Raw genomic sequence first — 12,849 nt, 5'->3', positions numbered from 1 at the left:
TATGAATGCAACCAAGGAGGGATACCCATGGCCATGAATCCGCGCATGGAACCGTTTCAGGGTAAACCGGCGATTCCGCCGACAGAGGGAGGATCCGAATGGATGCAGAATGAAGTGGCTTCCCAGATGGCCGGCCTTCAAAGCCGGATCCAGACGATCGCGCGTCTCTTGCTGGAGGGAAGCGGGATCGAACCTTTCCTGGACGCCATGGAAGTGGTGCTCCGCAATCCGGCCGCCATCCTTCGGGAGAACGGGAAAACGTGGATGTCCATCGGTCTTCGCGGCAAGGAGCCGGCCGAAATTTGGCCCTTGATGCAATCCCTGTCGATCCGCCATGCCGGCAAGGTATCCGGGAGCGGGTATGTTCAGACGGCTGGAGAAGGCCGTGCCTACGTCCATCCGATCCCCGTCCGGGGCTCGAAGCAAGCTTACCTCGTCCTGCTGGAACGCGATCATGAAATCACGACGCTCGATACGTTTTCGATGGAGCGCTTGTCCGCTTTAGCCGGCCTGGAAATGGCGAACATGGATGCCGTGCGTGACGTGGAAGGGAAATACCTTGAGCTATTCCTGCAAGATTGGCTGTCTGGCAAAATCCCGACGGAAACCGACTGGAAACGGCGCGCGGAAGTTTCCGGCTGCAGCCTTGCCGTCGGAATGCCCCTATGCGCAGTCCAAGTCGGTTGGCACGTGCCGGGCCCGTCGCAGGAGAAGCTGCACGAATACACCCGGCGCCTTCGTGCCGAGCGGCTGCGGGGAATCGAGGGTCTGCTCGCCGCTCCGTCCGGCAAATCGCTGGCGCTGATCGTGCCCATGTCCTCCGCAAACCTTTCCGACGGCGAAGAGGCGATCGATAAGATGCTTTCGCGATTGATTTCCGAACTGCGTCCCTTCCTCGAAGACCGTGACATCCGGCTGTATGCCGGAAAGATCGCGCAGGGCCCGGAAGGGGTTCACGGGAGCTGGATGCAGGCCATGCGAACCCGCCAGATCGCGGAAACATGCGGCATGAAGGAGGAATATCTCTCTTACGGCAAGCTCGGGGCTTACTCCCTGCTGTTCATGATTCCTTCGGGCACCGAGAGAGAGCAGTTTCTGGAGAGATACTTCCACCCGCTTCGACAGGCCGACCACAAAGGGGGAGGCCGCCTGGCGGAGACGCTTGAGATGTTTTTCCGCTGCAACGGCAACATCAAGCTGACGAGCGAAAAACTGTCCGCCCACTATAACACCGTTGTATACCGGCTCGAGAAAATCCAAACCCTGCTGCGCATCTCCCTGGACAATGCCGAAGACCGGCTGCAGGTGCAGCTAGCGATCAAGCTCGGCAAAATTCCCGTCAATTCGAACGTCTAATCCGCCTCAAGACCGCGGCTGAGGTATCAATCCCGAGCGCCGGGACATAGAGTAATGGAGAAGATCGAAGGAAAGACGGTGAGGGGATGAACCGTCCGCGGAATCAGGGGATGGATTGGACGGAATTCCAGAAGTCGCTGTTTAAAAAACTGCCTTTCATGGATGAGATTCCAAACGCCAAAGGGATCGAGGACTTCGTGAAAAAAGCGATCGATTCATTCATGCCCAAAGCCCTGCCGATTCGAGAAGGTCTTAAGAAAGTTCTCCCGGGCCCTCTTGATTGCGAAGTGTTCGAGACCCATCGGTCCGTATTCGTCCGATGCAAGCTGCCGCGAGGCGTTTCCCGTCGTGACGTCCGCTTTCACGCAAACCGGAGAAAGCTGAAAATCGGTCTTGGAGAACGTTCGGAGGAAATCCGGCTGCCGAGCGATGTCCAGCCGTCTCGCGCCTCCGCGTCCGTCCGCGACGGGATCGTGGAAATCCGGCTGCCGAAAAGCGGAGGAGCCGAACCCTTCCGGGAAATTTTCGTCCGGGACGGCGGGAAGTAAACGGGAATAACGGCAAGACAAAAGCTGAACCGCCCCTTGCGGGAGAGGGATCTCCCCCGCGTACCGGGCGGTTATTTGCGCGGTTTAATATGAACTTTCGGCGGTTTCGGGCGAGAGGACGCCGGTCTCGCGGAATCGGGGGGGTCATGCGGATCCTTCGTTTTTACGAACGGTGGGAGCTCGTCCGGGGAATGCGGTTCGCCCCGGTAATTCAGCCCGATGTTCAATTGTCCTTCCAGCGAATCCACCTCCAGGGTCCCGAAGTGGTTGCTGTAGACGACTCTCTCGACGACGACCCTATCGGCGTGTTCGATGAAAACGTGCGGCGTCTCGGAGCAACGGTCTTCGGTGAGCTTGTCCAGCCGTCGTTCGATGTCGGCAAGCCTCGCGGCGAGAGCCGGATAGGGATCCGGAGGATGGGGGGAAGGCGACAGCCAACGGGACAACCATTGCGGGAAGGGCATGGGTCACCTCGCGGTCAATCGATCGGAATCGATTTCGTCCAAGCCGGCGGCACGGGAATCCGGATGATTAACGTGCCGTGGCGGAACGCGGCATGAATGTTGGCATTTTGGCCGTCGATGCGCGTCGGCAGGCCGATCGGCCGCTCGAACGTACCGGAAAACCGCTCGGTCGAAACCGGCGTGTGCTCCGGATACAGGGGGTTGGACTGCCCCTTGAGATAGAGGACTTCATCGCTGACCGTCAAATGGATATCCTCTTTGGAAACGCCGGGCAGGTCCACGAGGATCAGGATCTCCCGGTCCGAAGTCAGCACGTCCACAGGCGGGAATAAGGCTGCGGACTCACCGGTTTTGCCGGCATGCGATTTCCGGGCAAAGGACTCCGGAGCCGGCGATTGATCGAACACGTCCGACCAAAAGTCGTTTCCGGCAAAACTTCTGGCCAGTTCCAGCCATTTATTGAGTTTGTCGGGATTCATGCGGCAACAACCCTTTTCTACGCAATGTGCCGTTGTTTCAATTTATGGTTGTCCATTCAAGATCATTCCGAAGGCGACCAAAATGCGGCAACGGTTCATATTGCGGAGATTCCTCGAGTATGCTGTAAGACATGCAAGACACGGGAGGGGGAGCGCCGTGTTCGGGCCGGTGCAAATCGACATCAAGGGCATGAAAGTCAATAACGCCGACCATGCCGGGTTCATTTCATTCGGGAGAACCGTACTGACCAATCGCAACGTGGCTGCCAAAAAAACGCAGGGCTTCGGCCAGCAATTCGCCGACGGCGTCGTTCGGCTCTGTACCGTTCAGTATGTTCAAGACGACGAAGTGGAAGATTTCAGGTCGGTAAAAGAAAATCGGATCTAAGCGATCGGGAGGGGATGGGTTCGTGGCCAATCCGCCTTGCTTCATCATCAATATCCAGATGATCAAAGTGAACTCTTTCGAAAATGCGTCCGCCATCAACGTCGGCCAGAATTTGCTGGCGGAGTGGCACAATTCCGACAAGAAGACGATGGGTCTCGGACAAAACATGGGGGACGGCGCGCAGTTCCTCGGAACGCGCAGCTTCGTGGACGATCGGGACTGTGTCGACGCGCCGTCGACATTCGTGTCGGATCGCGTGGCCATTCCATGAGAGGGGGCGGATACATGAGTTTCGCACCTGTCACGGTGAACGTACTGGGGCTGAAAATCAACGCGATCGACCACTCCGCGGTGCTGAACATGGGGGCGAGCCAGCATATCGATCTCTTCGTTTCCTATAAGCGGAGTCAGGGAATCGGGGAACAAAACGGCGATTTTTCCCCAATCATATTGGCCTTGAGCGGAGTGTCGGATTGCGACCTCATCGACAGTCCCGCCGCGAAATACAGCTTCCTATGACGACCGATAACGAACTGTCAAGGGGGAATGCGGAATGCTTTTCTTCGCGCCGACGGCCGTGAATTTGCTCGGTTTCAAGGTCAATTCCGTCGACAACTCAAGCGTGATCAACGTCGGGCCGTTGCAGTACATCGACCAATTCGTTTCCTACAAGCGGAACCAGGGATTCGGGGAACAAAACGGCGATTTGTCTCCTTCGAACATCCCGCTGGCGGTCACCATCGATCCGGACATCAGCGACAGTAATTCGATCAAAGCAAGCGCGGTTTAGCCCATCTGTGCATTCGCGGAATTCCCCCGGGACTGTGCGTTCGTCCTTACCAAACATTCGCCCCCCGTCATATGCTGGGGGTGTGGTGACGAATCACAATCCAACTCAGGTGGTGATTTCGATGGGTTTCGGTGTCGGAGGCCTCGGATACGGCGGAGTCGGATACGGCGGCGTCGGATATGGCGGCGTCGGCTGCGGAGTCGGGTTCGGCGGCTGGAGGGCTGCCGCATTCGCGCTCGTGCTGTTCGTTCTACTGGTCATCATCCTGCGGGCCGGTTTGTTCGTTTAATCGGAAATTCGCGCGCATGAAGTGCGGAAGCAAACGGCAGGACGGGAGAGATCCCGTTCTGCCGTTTTTTTCATAGGCCCGTTCTGTCGTTGTATTGCCGGATGTGCTTTACCCGAGATTCGGCGACGATCTCTCGCGCGGACCCGATCCGGATGAGCGACGATGCGGTCACGGAGAGCGCGTGGATGGCGCCGACCCGGATATCGCCGGTTTCGCTCCGGCTGACGATCGTTCCCTCGGGTCCGCCGACCAATTCGCGCAAGGGAAGGAAGAAGATCGGGTAGGCTGCAAAACGCGTCTCGTCGCCGAAGAAATCCGGAATCGCCCGTTGCAGGGCGATCGTCCGGTTAAACAAGACGGACGAGTCGTTATCGCCGAATTGAGCGATGGCGCCATGGAATATCTGATTAATCTTGAAATAACCGACCTTCGCGACGCGCCATTCCACGCTCATTCGACGTCTTCCCCCGGAAGCGGCGGAAATGGGGCGAGCGGGCCGACGATGACGGACTCCGCGGGCGTATCGAAATAGGAATACAGAGTGAGCGAATCCGTGTCCCCGACCAGCAGAGCCGCCGAGCTCGCGATACCGAGCACTCTGATGGCGCCGACGTAAACCGGGCCGTTGACGACTTGGAGTAGGACATCATCCGCCATTGCGGTTTTCCCCCTCGTTTTGCAAATTGATTTTCCACCCTTGCAAGTAAGCCGTAAGAGCGGCTCGTACGTCCCGGAGAGTCCGCTCCTGGATCGACCGGCTCCAGGACTGCCTGTCATTCTCGGAACCGGCTGCCGGGTACGGGGTCGTTTTGGCATAATAGTGAACCCGCTCTTTTAATTGGCTTCTCACGTCCGCCAATAACCGCATGCGATGCTTGTCGTCCAGCGCAATGGCGTTCTCCCCCTCCAAGCCGGCCAGCAGGGCCGGCCCTTCCCGATCCAGGTAGGTTTCCATCTGCTGCTGGAGCGGAGTGATCGGTTCGATCGTCCCCGTCCCCGCCCCGCCTGGGCCCGATGCGACGGACCATTGGCCGAACGGGGACTCGAATGAATCGATGCCCTGCACGCCTTGGGGAGACAACCCTACGTTTAAGGTACCCTTGAGTTCGTTCACCTTGAGCTGATCGAAATGATATTCGATATGGAGAGGGGGCTTCGCCCGCATTTCTTCGCCTAGGCGCTCTAATTGGTCCAATCTTTCCGTAAGTTTAGTGATGGTTTTCTCCGCCGCCTCCAGCCGCTGCTGGATCTCGCATATCTCTTGCGGCGGACAAGGGTAGGGATAAGGCCAATTCCAACCGTAAGACATGGCAGAGCCTCCTTCATTCGGACGGTTCCGGAAGACGGATGAGGGAAACCTCTGTCGGGCTGGGGCCCAACTGCGGGGCCGGTCCCGTGAATCCGCCGGTATTGAACAACTGGGACAAAGATCGGATGCTGCCCGCACTGCCGATCTGCAGGACGGAGGAGTTGGTTACGGCTTCGACGCGGATGTAGTTGATCGTGATGTTCTGGTAGATTTGCCAGGTCATAACACGGTACCTGCGGTTCCTCCGCCAGCTTGGTTGGTGGAAGAATCCTGAACGTCGGGGTCATTCGTATTGGTGGCACTTACGGCGTTGTTGGAGCGGGACAGATCGCCGGTTAAGAAGGAACCGGCTCCGGCGTACGTTTTGGAAGTGCTGTTGGGACGAATTTGCAGGGTATCTCCGAACTGGACCACAGCGCCTGTCGCAATGCTGAGGATTTTAACGGCACCGACGATGCTTGGCATAAGCGCAACGACTCCTTTGGCCTGGGGTCATGGTTTATCATATGACGGCGCGCGCCCAGAGGTTCGGATGGAACAGGGCACGCATGCGGGAAAACGGAATATGCTGGGGGAAATAGGCGATTTCGGGAGGGGTGTGCATGTCGTCTTTTTTCGGAAGCGGTCCATTGCCGGACTGGTCGGAGTTCCGGAAATGGCTCGGCAAGGAGATTCCTTGGAAACTGGTCGAACAGTGGGACCAAGCGGAGAACGGCGAGTGGCTCGACTCATTCGTGCGGGGAATGATGAAGAAAGAAATCCCCGAAACGCCTAAAGCCGAATCACGGTCCCTCTTTCAAATCGATACGGTCAAAAACGCCAAAAACCTGACGGTTACGATGCGGATCCCGCCTGGTACCCACATGCGCGACCTTCGTCTGTTCGCGACCTCTGACCGCCTGAGGATTACGGGGCTGTCCGGGCAGCGGTCCCATAACGTACGCTTTCCTTGCCGGGTTTTCCCTCGATCGGGAAGAGCGGAGCAATCGGGCGACCGTGTCACGATGGTGTTCAAACGGCGGCCGTCGGACGGTCAGGAAGTCGAATTGTTTATCCGCGGTTAAATCGGTATAATGCAAGAGAATAACCGGATGCGGATAAAGGGGATAGGATCGTGGATTTGGTTGACGTTTCAAACGTATCTCCCGCGCTCTTCGTAACGGGTGCGGTTTTCATTTTGCTGATCGGTTCGTTTCTGAGCCTGGGCGTCGTTCGCTTTTTCCAGCTGCGTAAAGGACAAGGAAGCTTGTTTTTGGGTTTGTCGGCCTTGAGCCTGGCGGCATTGATCTGGAGCGTGAATACCTGGTTCGTCTAAAGGAGTCGGGAAAACGACGGCCGTTTCTCTCCACCGGGAGGGGAACGGTTTATTCGCGTTGTGCGGTTCGATCGGGGAGTTTCCGGTTTGACGCGGTCTCTCGGATGAGGCATATTGATAATAGAATTCATCAGGAGAGGATGCCGAATGGGAGAAACCGAACAGATCGTCCGTCAAATGTCGGAAAAAGGGCTGCGGATTACGGAACAGCGGCGTACCCTCGCGCAGTTGTTCGCGGAAGCTCCCGGCTATTTGACTCCCAAAGACGTCTACGATCACATGCAGCGCTTCTACCCGGGCCTCAGTTTCGACACGGTTTACCGCAATTTGAGGGTGATGCTCGATCTTGGCGTCGTCGAACAATTCGCGTTCGAGGAAGGCGTTAAATTCAAGCTGAGCTGCGAAGAGCCGCACCACCATCACCATATGATCTGCCTGCAATGCGAGAAGACGCTGCCGATTCGCTCCTGTCCGATGCCGGCGACGGACGTGCCGGGCGGATTCCAGGTCGTCAAGCACAAGTTCGAGGTTTACGGGTATTGCAGCGAATGCCGCGAGCCTGAAGGAGAGTCGGCAGTCGCCGAAGGAGAGAAGGCGTGAAGATCGTCCGAAAATCGCTTCAGGCGCCGATCCGGTTCTACCGCAAATTCATCTCTCCGCTGAAGCCGCCGACTTGCCGCTTCGCCCCGACCTGCTCGGCGTACGCGCTTGAGGCCATCGAGGTGCACGGCGCCCTTAAGGGGTCCTATTTGGCGGCCAAACGGATCTGCAAATGCCATCCGTTCCATCCGGGCGGATTCGACCCGGTTCCGCCACGCCGGGGTCCGGCTTGACACGGCATGCCGGCTCCGGTATATTGTGGGCAAGAACTTCCATACGTCCATCCTATGAAGGGATAAGTACGTCGCGATCGCCCATTTCAGAGAGCCGGGGCAGCTGAAAACCGGCATGGGACGGCTTCGGAACATGGTCCCGGAGGATTCGGCGGCGAGCGCGAACGTTAAATCGTTCCGTAAGCCGGCGGCGCGGCAATCCGGCGTTAACGGATTCGGTCGAATTCGACCGGCTGAGCCTTCGTTCGCGAGAACGGAGGAAACTTGGGTGGTATCGCGTGAGCAGCGGCTCTCGTCCCATACGGACGGGGGCTTTTTTGTTTTTTCGGAAGATCAGATCAAAGAAGGATGGGTGGACCATGTCGGAAAACAACGCAAAACGTACCTTTTACCTGACGACCCCGATTTACTATCCGAGCGATAAGCTGCATATCGGTCACGCTTATTCTACGGTAGCCGGCGACGTCATGGCCCGCTACAAACGGCTTCGCGGATTCGACGTCCGCTATTTGACGGGTACGGACGAGCATGGGCAGAAAATCGAACGCAAAGCGAAAGAAGCGGGCAAATCCCCGCAGCAGTTCGTCGACGACATCGTGAAGGGCATCCAGGATTTGTGGAAGAAACTCGACATTTCGAACGACGATTTCATCCGGACGACCGAACCGCGCCACAAGGAAGCCGTCGGCAAGATTTTCGCGCGGCTGCTCGAGCAAGGGGACATTTACAAGGGCACCTACGAAGGCTGGTATTGTACGCCGGACGAGGCATTCTTCCTGGAACGTCAGCTGGTGGACGGCAAATGCCCCGATTGCGGCCGACCCGTGGAATGGGTGCAGGAGGAAAGCTATTTCTTCCGCATGAGCCAGTACGCGGATCGTCTGCTTGCCTACTACGAGGAGCATCCGGAGTTCATCCAGCCGGAGTCCCGCCGCAACGAGATGATCAACAACTTCATCAAGCCGGGGCTCGAGGACCTCGCGGTATCCCGCACGACGTTCGATTGGGGGATTCCGGTTCCGGGCGATCCTAAGCATGTCATTTACGTCTGGATCGACGCGCTGTCCAACTACATCACCGCGCTCGGCTACACCTCGGATAATGAGGAACTGTTCCACCGTTATTGGCCGGCCGACGTCCACCTGATGAGCAAGGAAATCGTCCGCTTCCATACGATTTACTGGCCGATCATGCTGATGGCGCTAGGGCTTCCTCTTCCGAAGAAAGTGTTCGCGCACGGCTGGCTGCTGATGAAGGAAGGCAAAATGTCGAAGTCCAAAGGCAACGTCGTGGACCCCGTGACGCTGATCGATAGGTATGGGCTGGACGCGCTGCGTTACTATTTGATGAGGGAAGTTCCTTTCGGCTCCGACGGCACCTTCACGCCGGAAAACTTCGTGGAGCGGATCAACTACGATTTGGCGAACGATCTGGGCAACCTGCTGAATCGGACGGTCGCGATGATCGACAAGTATTTCGGAGGCGAAGTGCCGGCTTACGAGTCCGGCGCGACCGCATTCGACGCCGATTTGGAAAGCTTGGCCGTGCAGACGGTCGAGAAGGTGGAAGCGGCGATGGAAAACATGGAGTTTTCCGTGGCTCTGACCGCCATCTGGGCGCTGGTGGGCCGCACGAACAAATATATCGACGAAACCCAGCCTTGGGGGCTCGCCAAAGACGAAGCGGAGCGCCCGGCGCTGGCTTCCGTCATGGGACATCTCGCGGAGACGCTTCGCATCGTGTCCGTGCTGATCCAACCGTTCTTGACGAAAACGCCGAGCCGGATGCGCGAGCAGCTGGGCATCGCGGAAGGGGATCAAACGGCTTGGGAGTCGCTGAAAACGTTCGGCGGCTCGCTGGCGGGAGTCCGCGTGAACAAAGGCGACCCGCTATTCCCCCGCCTGGAGATGGCGGACGAAGTCTCCTGGATTGCCCAGGCGATGCAAGGAGGCGCTCCGGCACCGGCCTCGGAGAAGCCGGCCGGTGGGGATGCTTCAGAGGCGGCTCCGGCTGCTCCAGCTGCGGAAGAAGCGCCGGAACTGAAGACGGAAATCGCGATCGACGATTTCGCGAAAGTGGAGCTGCGCGTGGCGCAGGTGACGGCTTGCGAGCCGATTCCGAAGGCCGACAAGCTGCTGAAGCTGCAGCTCGACCTCGGCTTCGAGCAGCGGCAGGTCGTCTCCGGCATCGCGCAGTATTACAAGCCGGAAGAGCTCGTCGGCCGCAAGGTCATCTGCGTGACGAACCTGAAGCCGGTCAAGCTGCGGGGCGAGCTGTCCCAAGGCATGATCCTGGCCGCGTCCAAGGACGGGCAACTGACGATCGCCACGGTGCCGGACAGCATGCCGAACGGCGCGATCGTGAAATAATCGGGCGAAAGCCGGGCAGTTTATTCGTAAATTCTACGAATAAACTGCCTTTTTCCGTTGACAGCCCATTCCTTACGGATCTATAATCTTAATCATAATGATTACGATTAAGGAGATGCACATGGATTTTCGCCCGAAATTCGGCCGCCGTTCTCGTTCGGCCGCCGCTCTCGTTTTGTTGGCCGCGCTTGCGGTCGTACTGTCGCTCAGCGCCTGCGGCAAAAACGGAAACTCCCTGGTGAAAGGCAAAATAAACGTCGTGACGACGTTTTACCCCCTCTATTACATGGCCCATGAAATCGGGGGAGAGGACGCGAACGTCGTGAACCTGGTTCCCGCGGGTGTCGAACCGCACGATTGGACGCCGAAAAGCCAAGACCTGCAACTGGCCTCGCAGGCTCAACTCTTCGTGTATAACGGAGCCGGGCTGGAAGGGTGGACCGAAGATTTTCTCGGCGGTGCAGGCTCCGGCGATAAGCTTCTGAAGGTGGAAGCCAGCCAAGGCGTGAAGCTCATTAACGGCTCCGGCGGGGAAACCGGGGAAGGCGGCTTGTCCGTCGATCCGCACACCTGGGTGAGCCCGAAATCCGCCGTCGTCATGGCCGGCAATATCCGGGACGCTTTCGTGAAGGCGGACGCCGCCCACGCGGCAGCTTATGAAAGCCGCTATCAGGCGCTGAAGGATAAACTGGACGCGCTCGATGCCGAATTCGCGCAAGGCTTGGCGCCCTACCGAGGACGGGATATCGTCGTCTCCCATCAAGCGTTCGGTTACCTGTGCCGGGACTACGGCCTTCGACAGACGGCGGTCATGGGGCTTTCCCCGGAAGCCGAGCCCCGTGCCCAGGACATGGTGAACATCATCAAATACATCAAGGAGCATAAGATCAAAGCGGTTTTCTTCGAGGAGCTCGTCTCCAGCAACCTGGCGGATACGATCGCGAGCGAAACCGACGCGCAGACGCTCGTGCTGAACCCGCTCGAAGGGCTGACGAACGAACAGGAGAAAGCCGGGGAGGACTATATCAGCTTGATGAAGCGAAATTTGCAAAACCTGCAGAAGGCATTACAATAAAAAGAAACGTCCGTCCCAGACGGGCTTACAGGAACGGAGGAGGTCCCGCATGAATACCGCCGCTGCCGCGATGCAACCCGGCTGCCATCGCGAAATGATTTCGATTAACCGGGTATCTTTCTCGTTCGGGGCCAAGCCCGTTCTGTCGGACTTGTCTTTCACGATCCGCGAGCGGGATTTCGTCGGCCTGATCGGTCCGAACGGCGCGGGCAAATCGACGCTGCTCCGGCTGATCGTCGGCTTGCTGAAGCCGGAATCAGGTTCGATCGAGCTGTTCGGCACACCGGCCGACCGATTCAAGGATCGCCATCAGATCGGTTACGTGCCGCAGCGCAGCCAGTTTAATCCCCTGTTTCCGGCCACAGTGCGCGAAGTGGTGCTCTCTGGGCTGTTCGGACGCAGGAAGCTGTTCCAGCGGTTGACCCGGCAGGATCAACTGCGCTGCGACGACGCGCTGGAAACGATGCAAATCGAGGATTTGGGAGACAAGCTGATCGGGGCTTTGTCCGGCGGGCAGCAGCAGCGCGTATTCCTCGCCCGGGCGCTCATCAATAATCCGAAACTGCTGATCCTGGACGAGCCGCTCACCGGCATCGACGCGGAGACGCAGGAGAATTTCTTTCACCTGATCCGCCACATGCACCAGAAGCATGACATGACGTTCCTCATGGTGTCTCACGATATGGAGATGGTACGGTCGTATCTCGGACGCGAGCCGAAGGAAACCGCGGGCAAACTGTCCTTCTACGTCCGCCACTCCCACGATGTCGAGGATTGCGCCGAAACGGACTTGTTCCACACTTTACGGAAAGAAGGTTAACCCCCGTTGGATCTGCTTACTGCGGAATTTTTCCAGAGAGCGCTGATCGGCGGGGCGCTGATCGCGGTGACAGCCCCGCTCATGGGGCTGTTTCTCGTGCTGAGGCGCCTCGCGATGATCGGGGACACGCTTTCCCACGTCAGCATCGCCGGCGTGGCGCTGGGCTTCCTGCTCGGCGTCTATCCGATCGCCGTCGGGCTGCTGTTCGCGATTATCGCCGCTTTCGGGATCGAGAAACTTCGTCGAACGTACCGGACCTATGCAGAGCTCTCGATCGCCATCATCATGTCGGGAGGCATCGCGCTCGCTTCCATTTTCTTTACGCTTGGAATCAGCTACAACCTGAACGTGAACTCCTATTTGTTCGGCAGTATTTATACGTTAAACTCGGTCGATCTGCTCGTGATCGCCATCGTGACGGTCGTCGTTTTGGCCATTGTCTTGCTCCATCGGAAAGAATTGTTCCTGCTGTCCTTCGACGAGGACGCCGCCGCGGTCAACGGGCTGCCCGTGCGATACTTCAACATCCTGATCAGCATTCTGACCGCGCTCGTCATCAGCGCGGCCATCAAAATCGTCGGCGCGCTGCTCGTGTCCGCGCTGCTGACCGTGCCGGCGGCGTGCAGCCTTGCGTTATCCAGAAGCTTCCGGCAAGCGATCGCGATCGTCGTCATCATCGGCGAAGCAGCCGTGCTGGCCGGCCTCTGGATCGCGGGCATCTGGAATTTGGCGCCGGGCGGCACGGTCGTGCTGCTGCTCATCGCGATACTGGTTTTGTCGCTGACGGTGAGAAGACGTTTGACGCGCGTATGAA

At 58.1% G+C, this 12,849-nt stretch carries 22 protein-coding genes; 15 read left to right on the top strand and 7 right to left on the bottom strand.

Translation table 11 applies throughout. The features are described from left to right. The first annotated feature begins 27 nt into the window (after nucleotides 1–27). Both EAV92_RS10020 and EAV92_RS10015 read left to right on the top strand, forming a co-directional pair. Nucleotides 28–1,356, top strand: a complete 1,329-nt coding sequence (locus EAV92_RS10020) for a PucR family transcriptional regulator (RefSeq protein WP_123040950.1) — start codon at nucleotides 28–30, stop codon at nucleotides 1,354–1,356. Nucleotides 1,357–1,442: 86 nt separating this feature from the next. Then, nucleotides 1,443–1,904: an Hsp20/alpha crystallin family protein gene (locus EAV92_RS10015; RefSeq protein WP_123040949.1), complete on the top strand. Its 462-nt coding sequence runs from the start codon at nucleotides 1,443–1,445 to the stop codon at nucleotides 1,902–1,904. A 71-nt stretch (nucleotides 1,905–1,975) separates the two neighbouring features. Here EAV92_RS10015 and EAV92_RS10010 read toward each other — a convergent pair whose 3' ends face one another. Beyond that, nucleotides 1,976–2,368, bottom strand: coding sequence for a hypothetical protein (locus tag EAV92_RS10010; RefSeq protein ID WP_123040948.1), 393 nt, complete (start codon nucleotides 2,366–2,368; stop codon nucleotides 1,976–1,978). Nucleotides 2,369–2,382: 14 nt separating this feature from the next. Continuing rightward, nucleotides 2,383–2,847, bottom strand: coding sequence for an Hsp20/alpha crystallin family protein (locus EAV92_RS10005; RefSeq protein ID WP_123040947.1), 465 nt, complete (start codon nucleotides 2,845–2,847; stop codon nucleotides 2,383–2,385). 157 nt (nucleotides 2,848–3,004) lie between these two features. Here EAV92_RS10005 and EAV92_RS10000 point away from each other — a divergent pair, with 157 nt between their 5' ends. From EAV92_RS10000 to EAV92_RS24545, 5 genes are all read left to right on the top strand, one after another. Then, complete coding sequence (locus EAV92_RS10000; protein ID WP_241158496.1) at nucleotides 3,005–3,235, top strand: hypothetical protein; 231 nt, start codon at nucleotides 3,005–3,007, stop codon at nucleotides 3,233–3,235. 58 nt (nucleotides 3,236–3,293) lie between these two features. Next, complete coding sequence (locus tag EAV92_RS09995) at nucleotides 3,294–3,506, top strand: hypothetical protein (RefSeq protein ID WP_123043669.1); 213 nt, start codon at nucleotides 3,294–3,296, stop codon at nucleotides 3,504–3,506. Nucleotides 3,507–3,520: 14 nt separating this feature from the next. Beyond that, nucleotides 3,521–3,754 (top strand): hypothetical protein, encoded by a 234-nt coding sequence (locus tag EAV92_RS09990; protein ID WP_123040946.1) that lies wholly within the window; start codon nucleotides 3,521–3,523, stop codon nucleotides 3,752–3,754. Nucleotides 3,755–3,788: 34 nt separating this feature from the next. Further along, nucleotides 3,789–4,025 (top strand): spore germination protein, encoded by a 237-nt coding sequence (locus EAV92_RS09985; RefSeq protein WP_123040945.1) that lies wholly within the window; start codon nucleotides 3,789–3,791, stop codon nucleotides 4,023–4,025. A gap of 121 nt (nucleotides 4,026–4,146) precedes the next feature. Further along, nucleotides 4,147–4,314, top strand: a complete 168-nt coding sequence (locus tag EAV92_RS24545; protein ID WP_164472714.1) for a sporulation protein YjcZ — start codon at nucleotides 4,147–4,149, stop codon at nucleotides 4,312–4,314. 70 nt (nucleotides 4,315–4,384) lie between these two features. On the opposite strand, the gene EAV92_RS09975 is transcribed toward EAV92_RS24545, so the two are convergent. The 5 genes from EAV92_RS09975 to EAV92_RS09955 are packed head-to-tail and all read right to left on the bottom strand — an operon-like array spanning nucleotide 4,385 to nucleotide 6,088. Continuing rightward, nucleotides 4,385–4,768 (bottom strand): spore germination protein GerPE, encoded by a 384-nt coding sequence (locus EAV92_RS09975; protein WP_123040944.1) that lies wholly within the window; start codon nucleotides 4,766–4,768, stop codon nucleotides 4,385–4,387. After that, nucleotides 4,765–4,971, bottom strand: a complete 207-nt coding sequence (locus tag EAV92_RS09970) for a spore gernimation protein GerPD (RefSeq protein WP_123040943.1) — start codon at nucleotides 4,969–4,971, stop codon at nucleotides 4,765–4,767. The genes EAV92_RS09975 and EAV92_RS09970 overlap by 4 nt, the downstream gene beginning before the upstream one ends. Further along, entirely contained in the window at nucleotides 4,961–5,623 is a 663-nt protein-coding gene (gerPC, locus tag EAV92_RS09965; protein WP_123040942.1) for a spore germination protein GerPC, read from the bottom strand. Before gerPC ends, EAV92_RS09970 begins: the two co-directional genes overlap by 11 nt. Nucleotides 5,624–5,636: 13 nt before the next feature. Then, the gene (locus EAV92_RS09960; RefSeq protein WP_123040941.1) at nucleotides 5,637–5,846 is read right to left on the bottom strand and encodes a spore germination protein GerPB; all 210 of its coding nucleotides are present in this window, start codon (nucleotides 5,844–5,846) and stop codon (nucleotides 5,637–5,639) included. Then, complete coding sequence (locus tag EAV92_RS09955; protein WP_123040940.1) at nucleotides 5,843–6,088, bottom strand: spore germination protein; 246 nt, start codon at nucleotides 6,086–6,088, stop codon at nucleotides 5,843–5,845. The genes EAV92_RS09960 and EAV92_RS09955 overlap by 4 nt, the downstream gene beginning before the upstream one ends. A gap of 137 nt (nucleotides 6,089–6,225) precedes the next feature. On the opposite strand from EAV92_RS09955, the gene EAV92_RS09950 reads away from it, so the two are divergent. The 8 genes from EAV92_RS09950 (at nucleotide 6,226) to EAV92_RS09915 (ending at nucleotide 12,848) form a co-directional block, all read left to right on the top strand. After that, entirely contained in the window at nucleotides 6,226–6,687 is a 462-nt protein-coding gene (locus tag EAV92_RS09950; RefSeq protein ID WP_123040939.1) for a hypothetical protein, read from the top strand. A gap of 50 nt (nucleotides 6,688–6,737) precedes the next feature. Beyond that, complete coding sequence (locus EAV92_RS09945) at nucleotides 6,738–6,938, top strand: hypothetical protein (protein ID WP_123040938.1); 201 nt, start codon at nucleotides 6,738–6,740, stop codon at nucleotides 6,936–6,938. Between the two features lie 147 nt (nucleotides 6,939–7,085). Beyond that, nucleotides 7,086–7,538: a Fur family transcriptional regulator gene (locus EAV92_RS09940; protein ID WP_123040937.1), complete on the top strand. Its 453-nt coding sequence runs from the start codon at nucleotides 7,086–7,088 to the stop codon at nucleotides 7,536–7,538. Then, nucleotides 7,535–7,771: a membrane protein insertion efficiency factor YidD gene (gene yidD / locus EAV92_RS09935; RefSeq protein WP_123040936.1), complete on the top strand. Its 237-nt coding sequence runs from the start codon at nucleotides 7,535–7,537 to the stop codon at nucleotides 7,769–7,771. The genes EAV92_RS09940 and yidD overlap by 4 nt, the downstream gene beginning before the upstream one ends. Nucleotides 7,772–8,130: 359 nt before the next feature. Continuing rightward, nucleotides 8,131–10,140: a methionine--tRNA ligase gene (metG, locus tag EAV92_RS09930; protein ID WP_123040935.1), complete on the top strand. Its 2,010-nt coding sequence runs from the start codon at nucleotides 8,131–8,133 to the stop codon at nucleotides 10,138–10,140. Between the two features lie 121 nt (nucleotides 10,141–10,261). Then, the gene (locus tag EAV92_RS09925; RefSeq protein WP_123040934.1) at nucleotides 10,262–11,215 is read left to right on the top strand and encodes a metal ABC transporter solute-binding protein, Zn/Mn family; all 954 of its coding nucleotides are present in this window, start codon (nucleotides 10,262–10,264) and stop codon (nucleotides 11,213–11,215) included. Nucleotides 11,216–11,264: 49 nt separating this feature from the next. Beyond that, nucleotides 11,265–12,035 carry a metal ABC transporter ATP-binding protein gene (locus tag EAV92_RS09920; protein WP_123040933.1) on the top strand — a complete coding sequence of 257 codons (771 nt, stop codon included), beginning with the start codon at nucleotides 11,265–11,267 and terminating at the stop codon, nucleotides 12,033–12,035. A gap of 6 nt (nucleotides 12,036–12,041) precedes the next feature. Continuing rightward, the gene (locus tag EAV92_RS09915; protein ID WP_123040932.1) at nucleotides 12,042–12,848 is read left to right on the top strand and encodes a metal ABC transporter permease; all 807 of its coding nucleotides are present in this window, start codon (nucleotides 12,042–12,044) and stop codon (nucleotides 12,846–12,848) included. The last annotated feature ends 1 nt before the right edge of the window (nucleotide 12,849 follow it).

It is taken from the genome of Cohnella candidum (genome assembly GCF_003713065.1).
Classification (GTDB): domain Bacteria; phylum Bacillota; class Bacilli; order Paenibacillales; family Paenibacillaceae; genus Cohnella; species Cohnella candidum.
The sequence above is the reverse complement of the archived record's forward strand: the minus strand, read 5'-3'. Positions and strand labels throughout refer to the sequence as shown.

Bases quoted from the DNA above. Each gene is read 5' to 3' on its own strand.
- gerPC (WP_123040942.1), bottom strand. From the start codon at position 5,623: ATGTCTTACGGTTGGAATTGGCCTTATCCCTACCCTTGTCCGCCGCAA.
- EAV92_RS09995 (WP_123043669.1), top strand. From the start codon at position 3,294: ATGATCAAAGTGAACTCTTTCGAAAATGCGTCCGCCATCAACGTCGGC.
- EAV92_RS10010 (WP_123040948.1), bottom strand. From the start codon at position 2,368: ATGCCCTTCCCGCAATGGTTGTCCCGTTGGCTGTCGCCTTCCCCCCAT.
- EAV92_RS09985 (WP_123040945.1), top strand. From the start codon at position 3,789: ATGCTTTTCTTCGCGCCGACGGCCGTGAATTTGCTCGGTTTCAAGGTC.
- EAV92_RS09955 (WP_123040940.1), bottom strand. From the start codon at position 6,088: ATGCCAAGCATCGTCGGTGCCGTTAAAATCCTCAGCATTGCGACAGGC.
- EAV92_RS09990 (WP_123040946.1), top strand. From the start codon at position 3,521: ATGAGTTTCGCACCTGTCACGGTGAACGTACTGGGGCTGAAAATCAAC.
- metG (WP_123040935.1), top strand. From the start codon at position 8,131: ATGTCGGAAAACAACGCAAAACGTACCTTTTACCTGACGACCCCGATT.
- EAV92_RS10005 (WP_123040947.1), bottom strand. From the start codon at position 2,847: ATGAATCCCGACAAACTCAATAAATGGCTGGAACTGGCCAGAAGTTTT.
- EAV92_RS09925 (WP_123040934.1), top strand. From the start codon at position 10,262: ATGGATTTTCGCCCGAAATTCGGCCGCCGTTCTCGTTCGGCCGCCGCT.
- EAV92_RS09970 (WP_123040943.1), bottom strand. From the start codon at position 4,971: ATGGCGGATGATGTCCTACTCCAAGTCGTCAACGGCCCGGTTTACGTC.
- EAV92_RS09975 (WP_123040944.1), bottom strand. From the start codon at position 4,768: ATGAGCGTGGAATGGCGCGTCGCGAAGGTCGGTTATTTCAAGATTAAT.
- EAV92_RS24545 (WP_164472714.1), top strand. From the start codon at position 4,147: ATGGGTTTCGGTGTCGGAGGCCTCGGATACGGCGGAGTCGGATACGGC.
- EAV92_RS10015 (WP_123040949.1), top strand. From the start codon at position 1,443: ATGAACCGTCCGCGGAATCAGGGGATGGATTGGACGGAATTCCAGAAG.
- EAV92_RS09960 (WP_123040941.1), bottom strand. From the start codon at position 5,846: ATGACCTGGCAAATCTACCAGAACATCACGATCAACTACATCCGCGTC.
- EAV92_RS10020 (WP_123040950.1), top strand. From the start codon at position 28: ATGGCCATGAATCCGCGCATGGAACCGTTTCAGGGTAAACCGGCGATT.
- EAV92_RS09940 (WP_123040937.1), top strand. From the start codon at position 7,086: ATGGGAGAAACCGAACAGATCGTCCGTCAAATGTCGGAAAAAGGGCTG.
- EAV92_RS09920 (WP_123040933.1), top strand. From the start codon at position 11,265: ATGAATACCGCCGCTGCCGCGATGCAACCCGGCTGCCATCGCGAAATG.
- EAV92_RS09950 (WP_123040939.1), top strand. From the start codon at position 6,226: ATGTCGTCTTTTTTCGGAAGCGGTCCATTGCCGGACTGGTCGGAGTTC.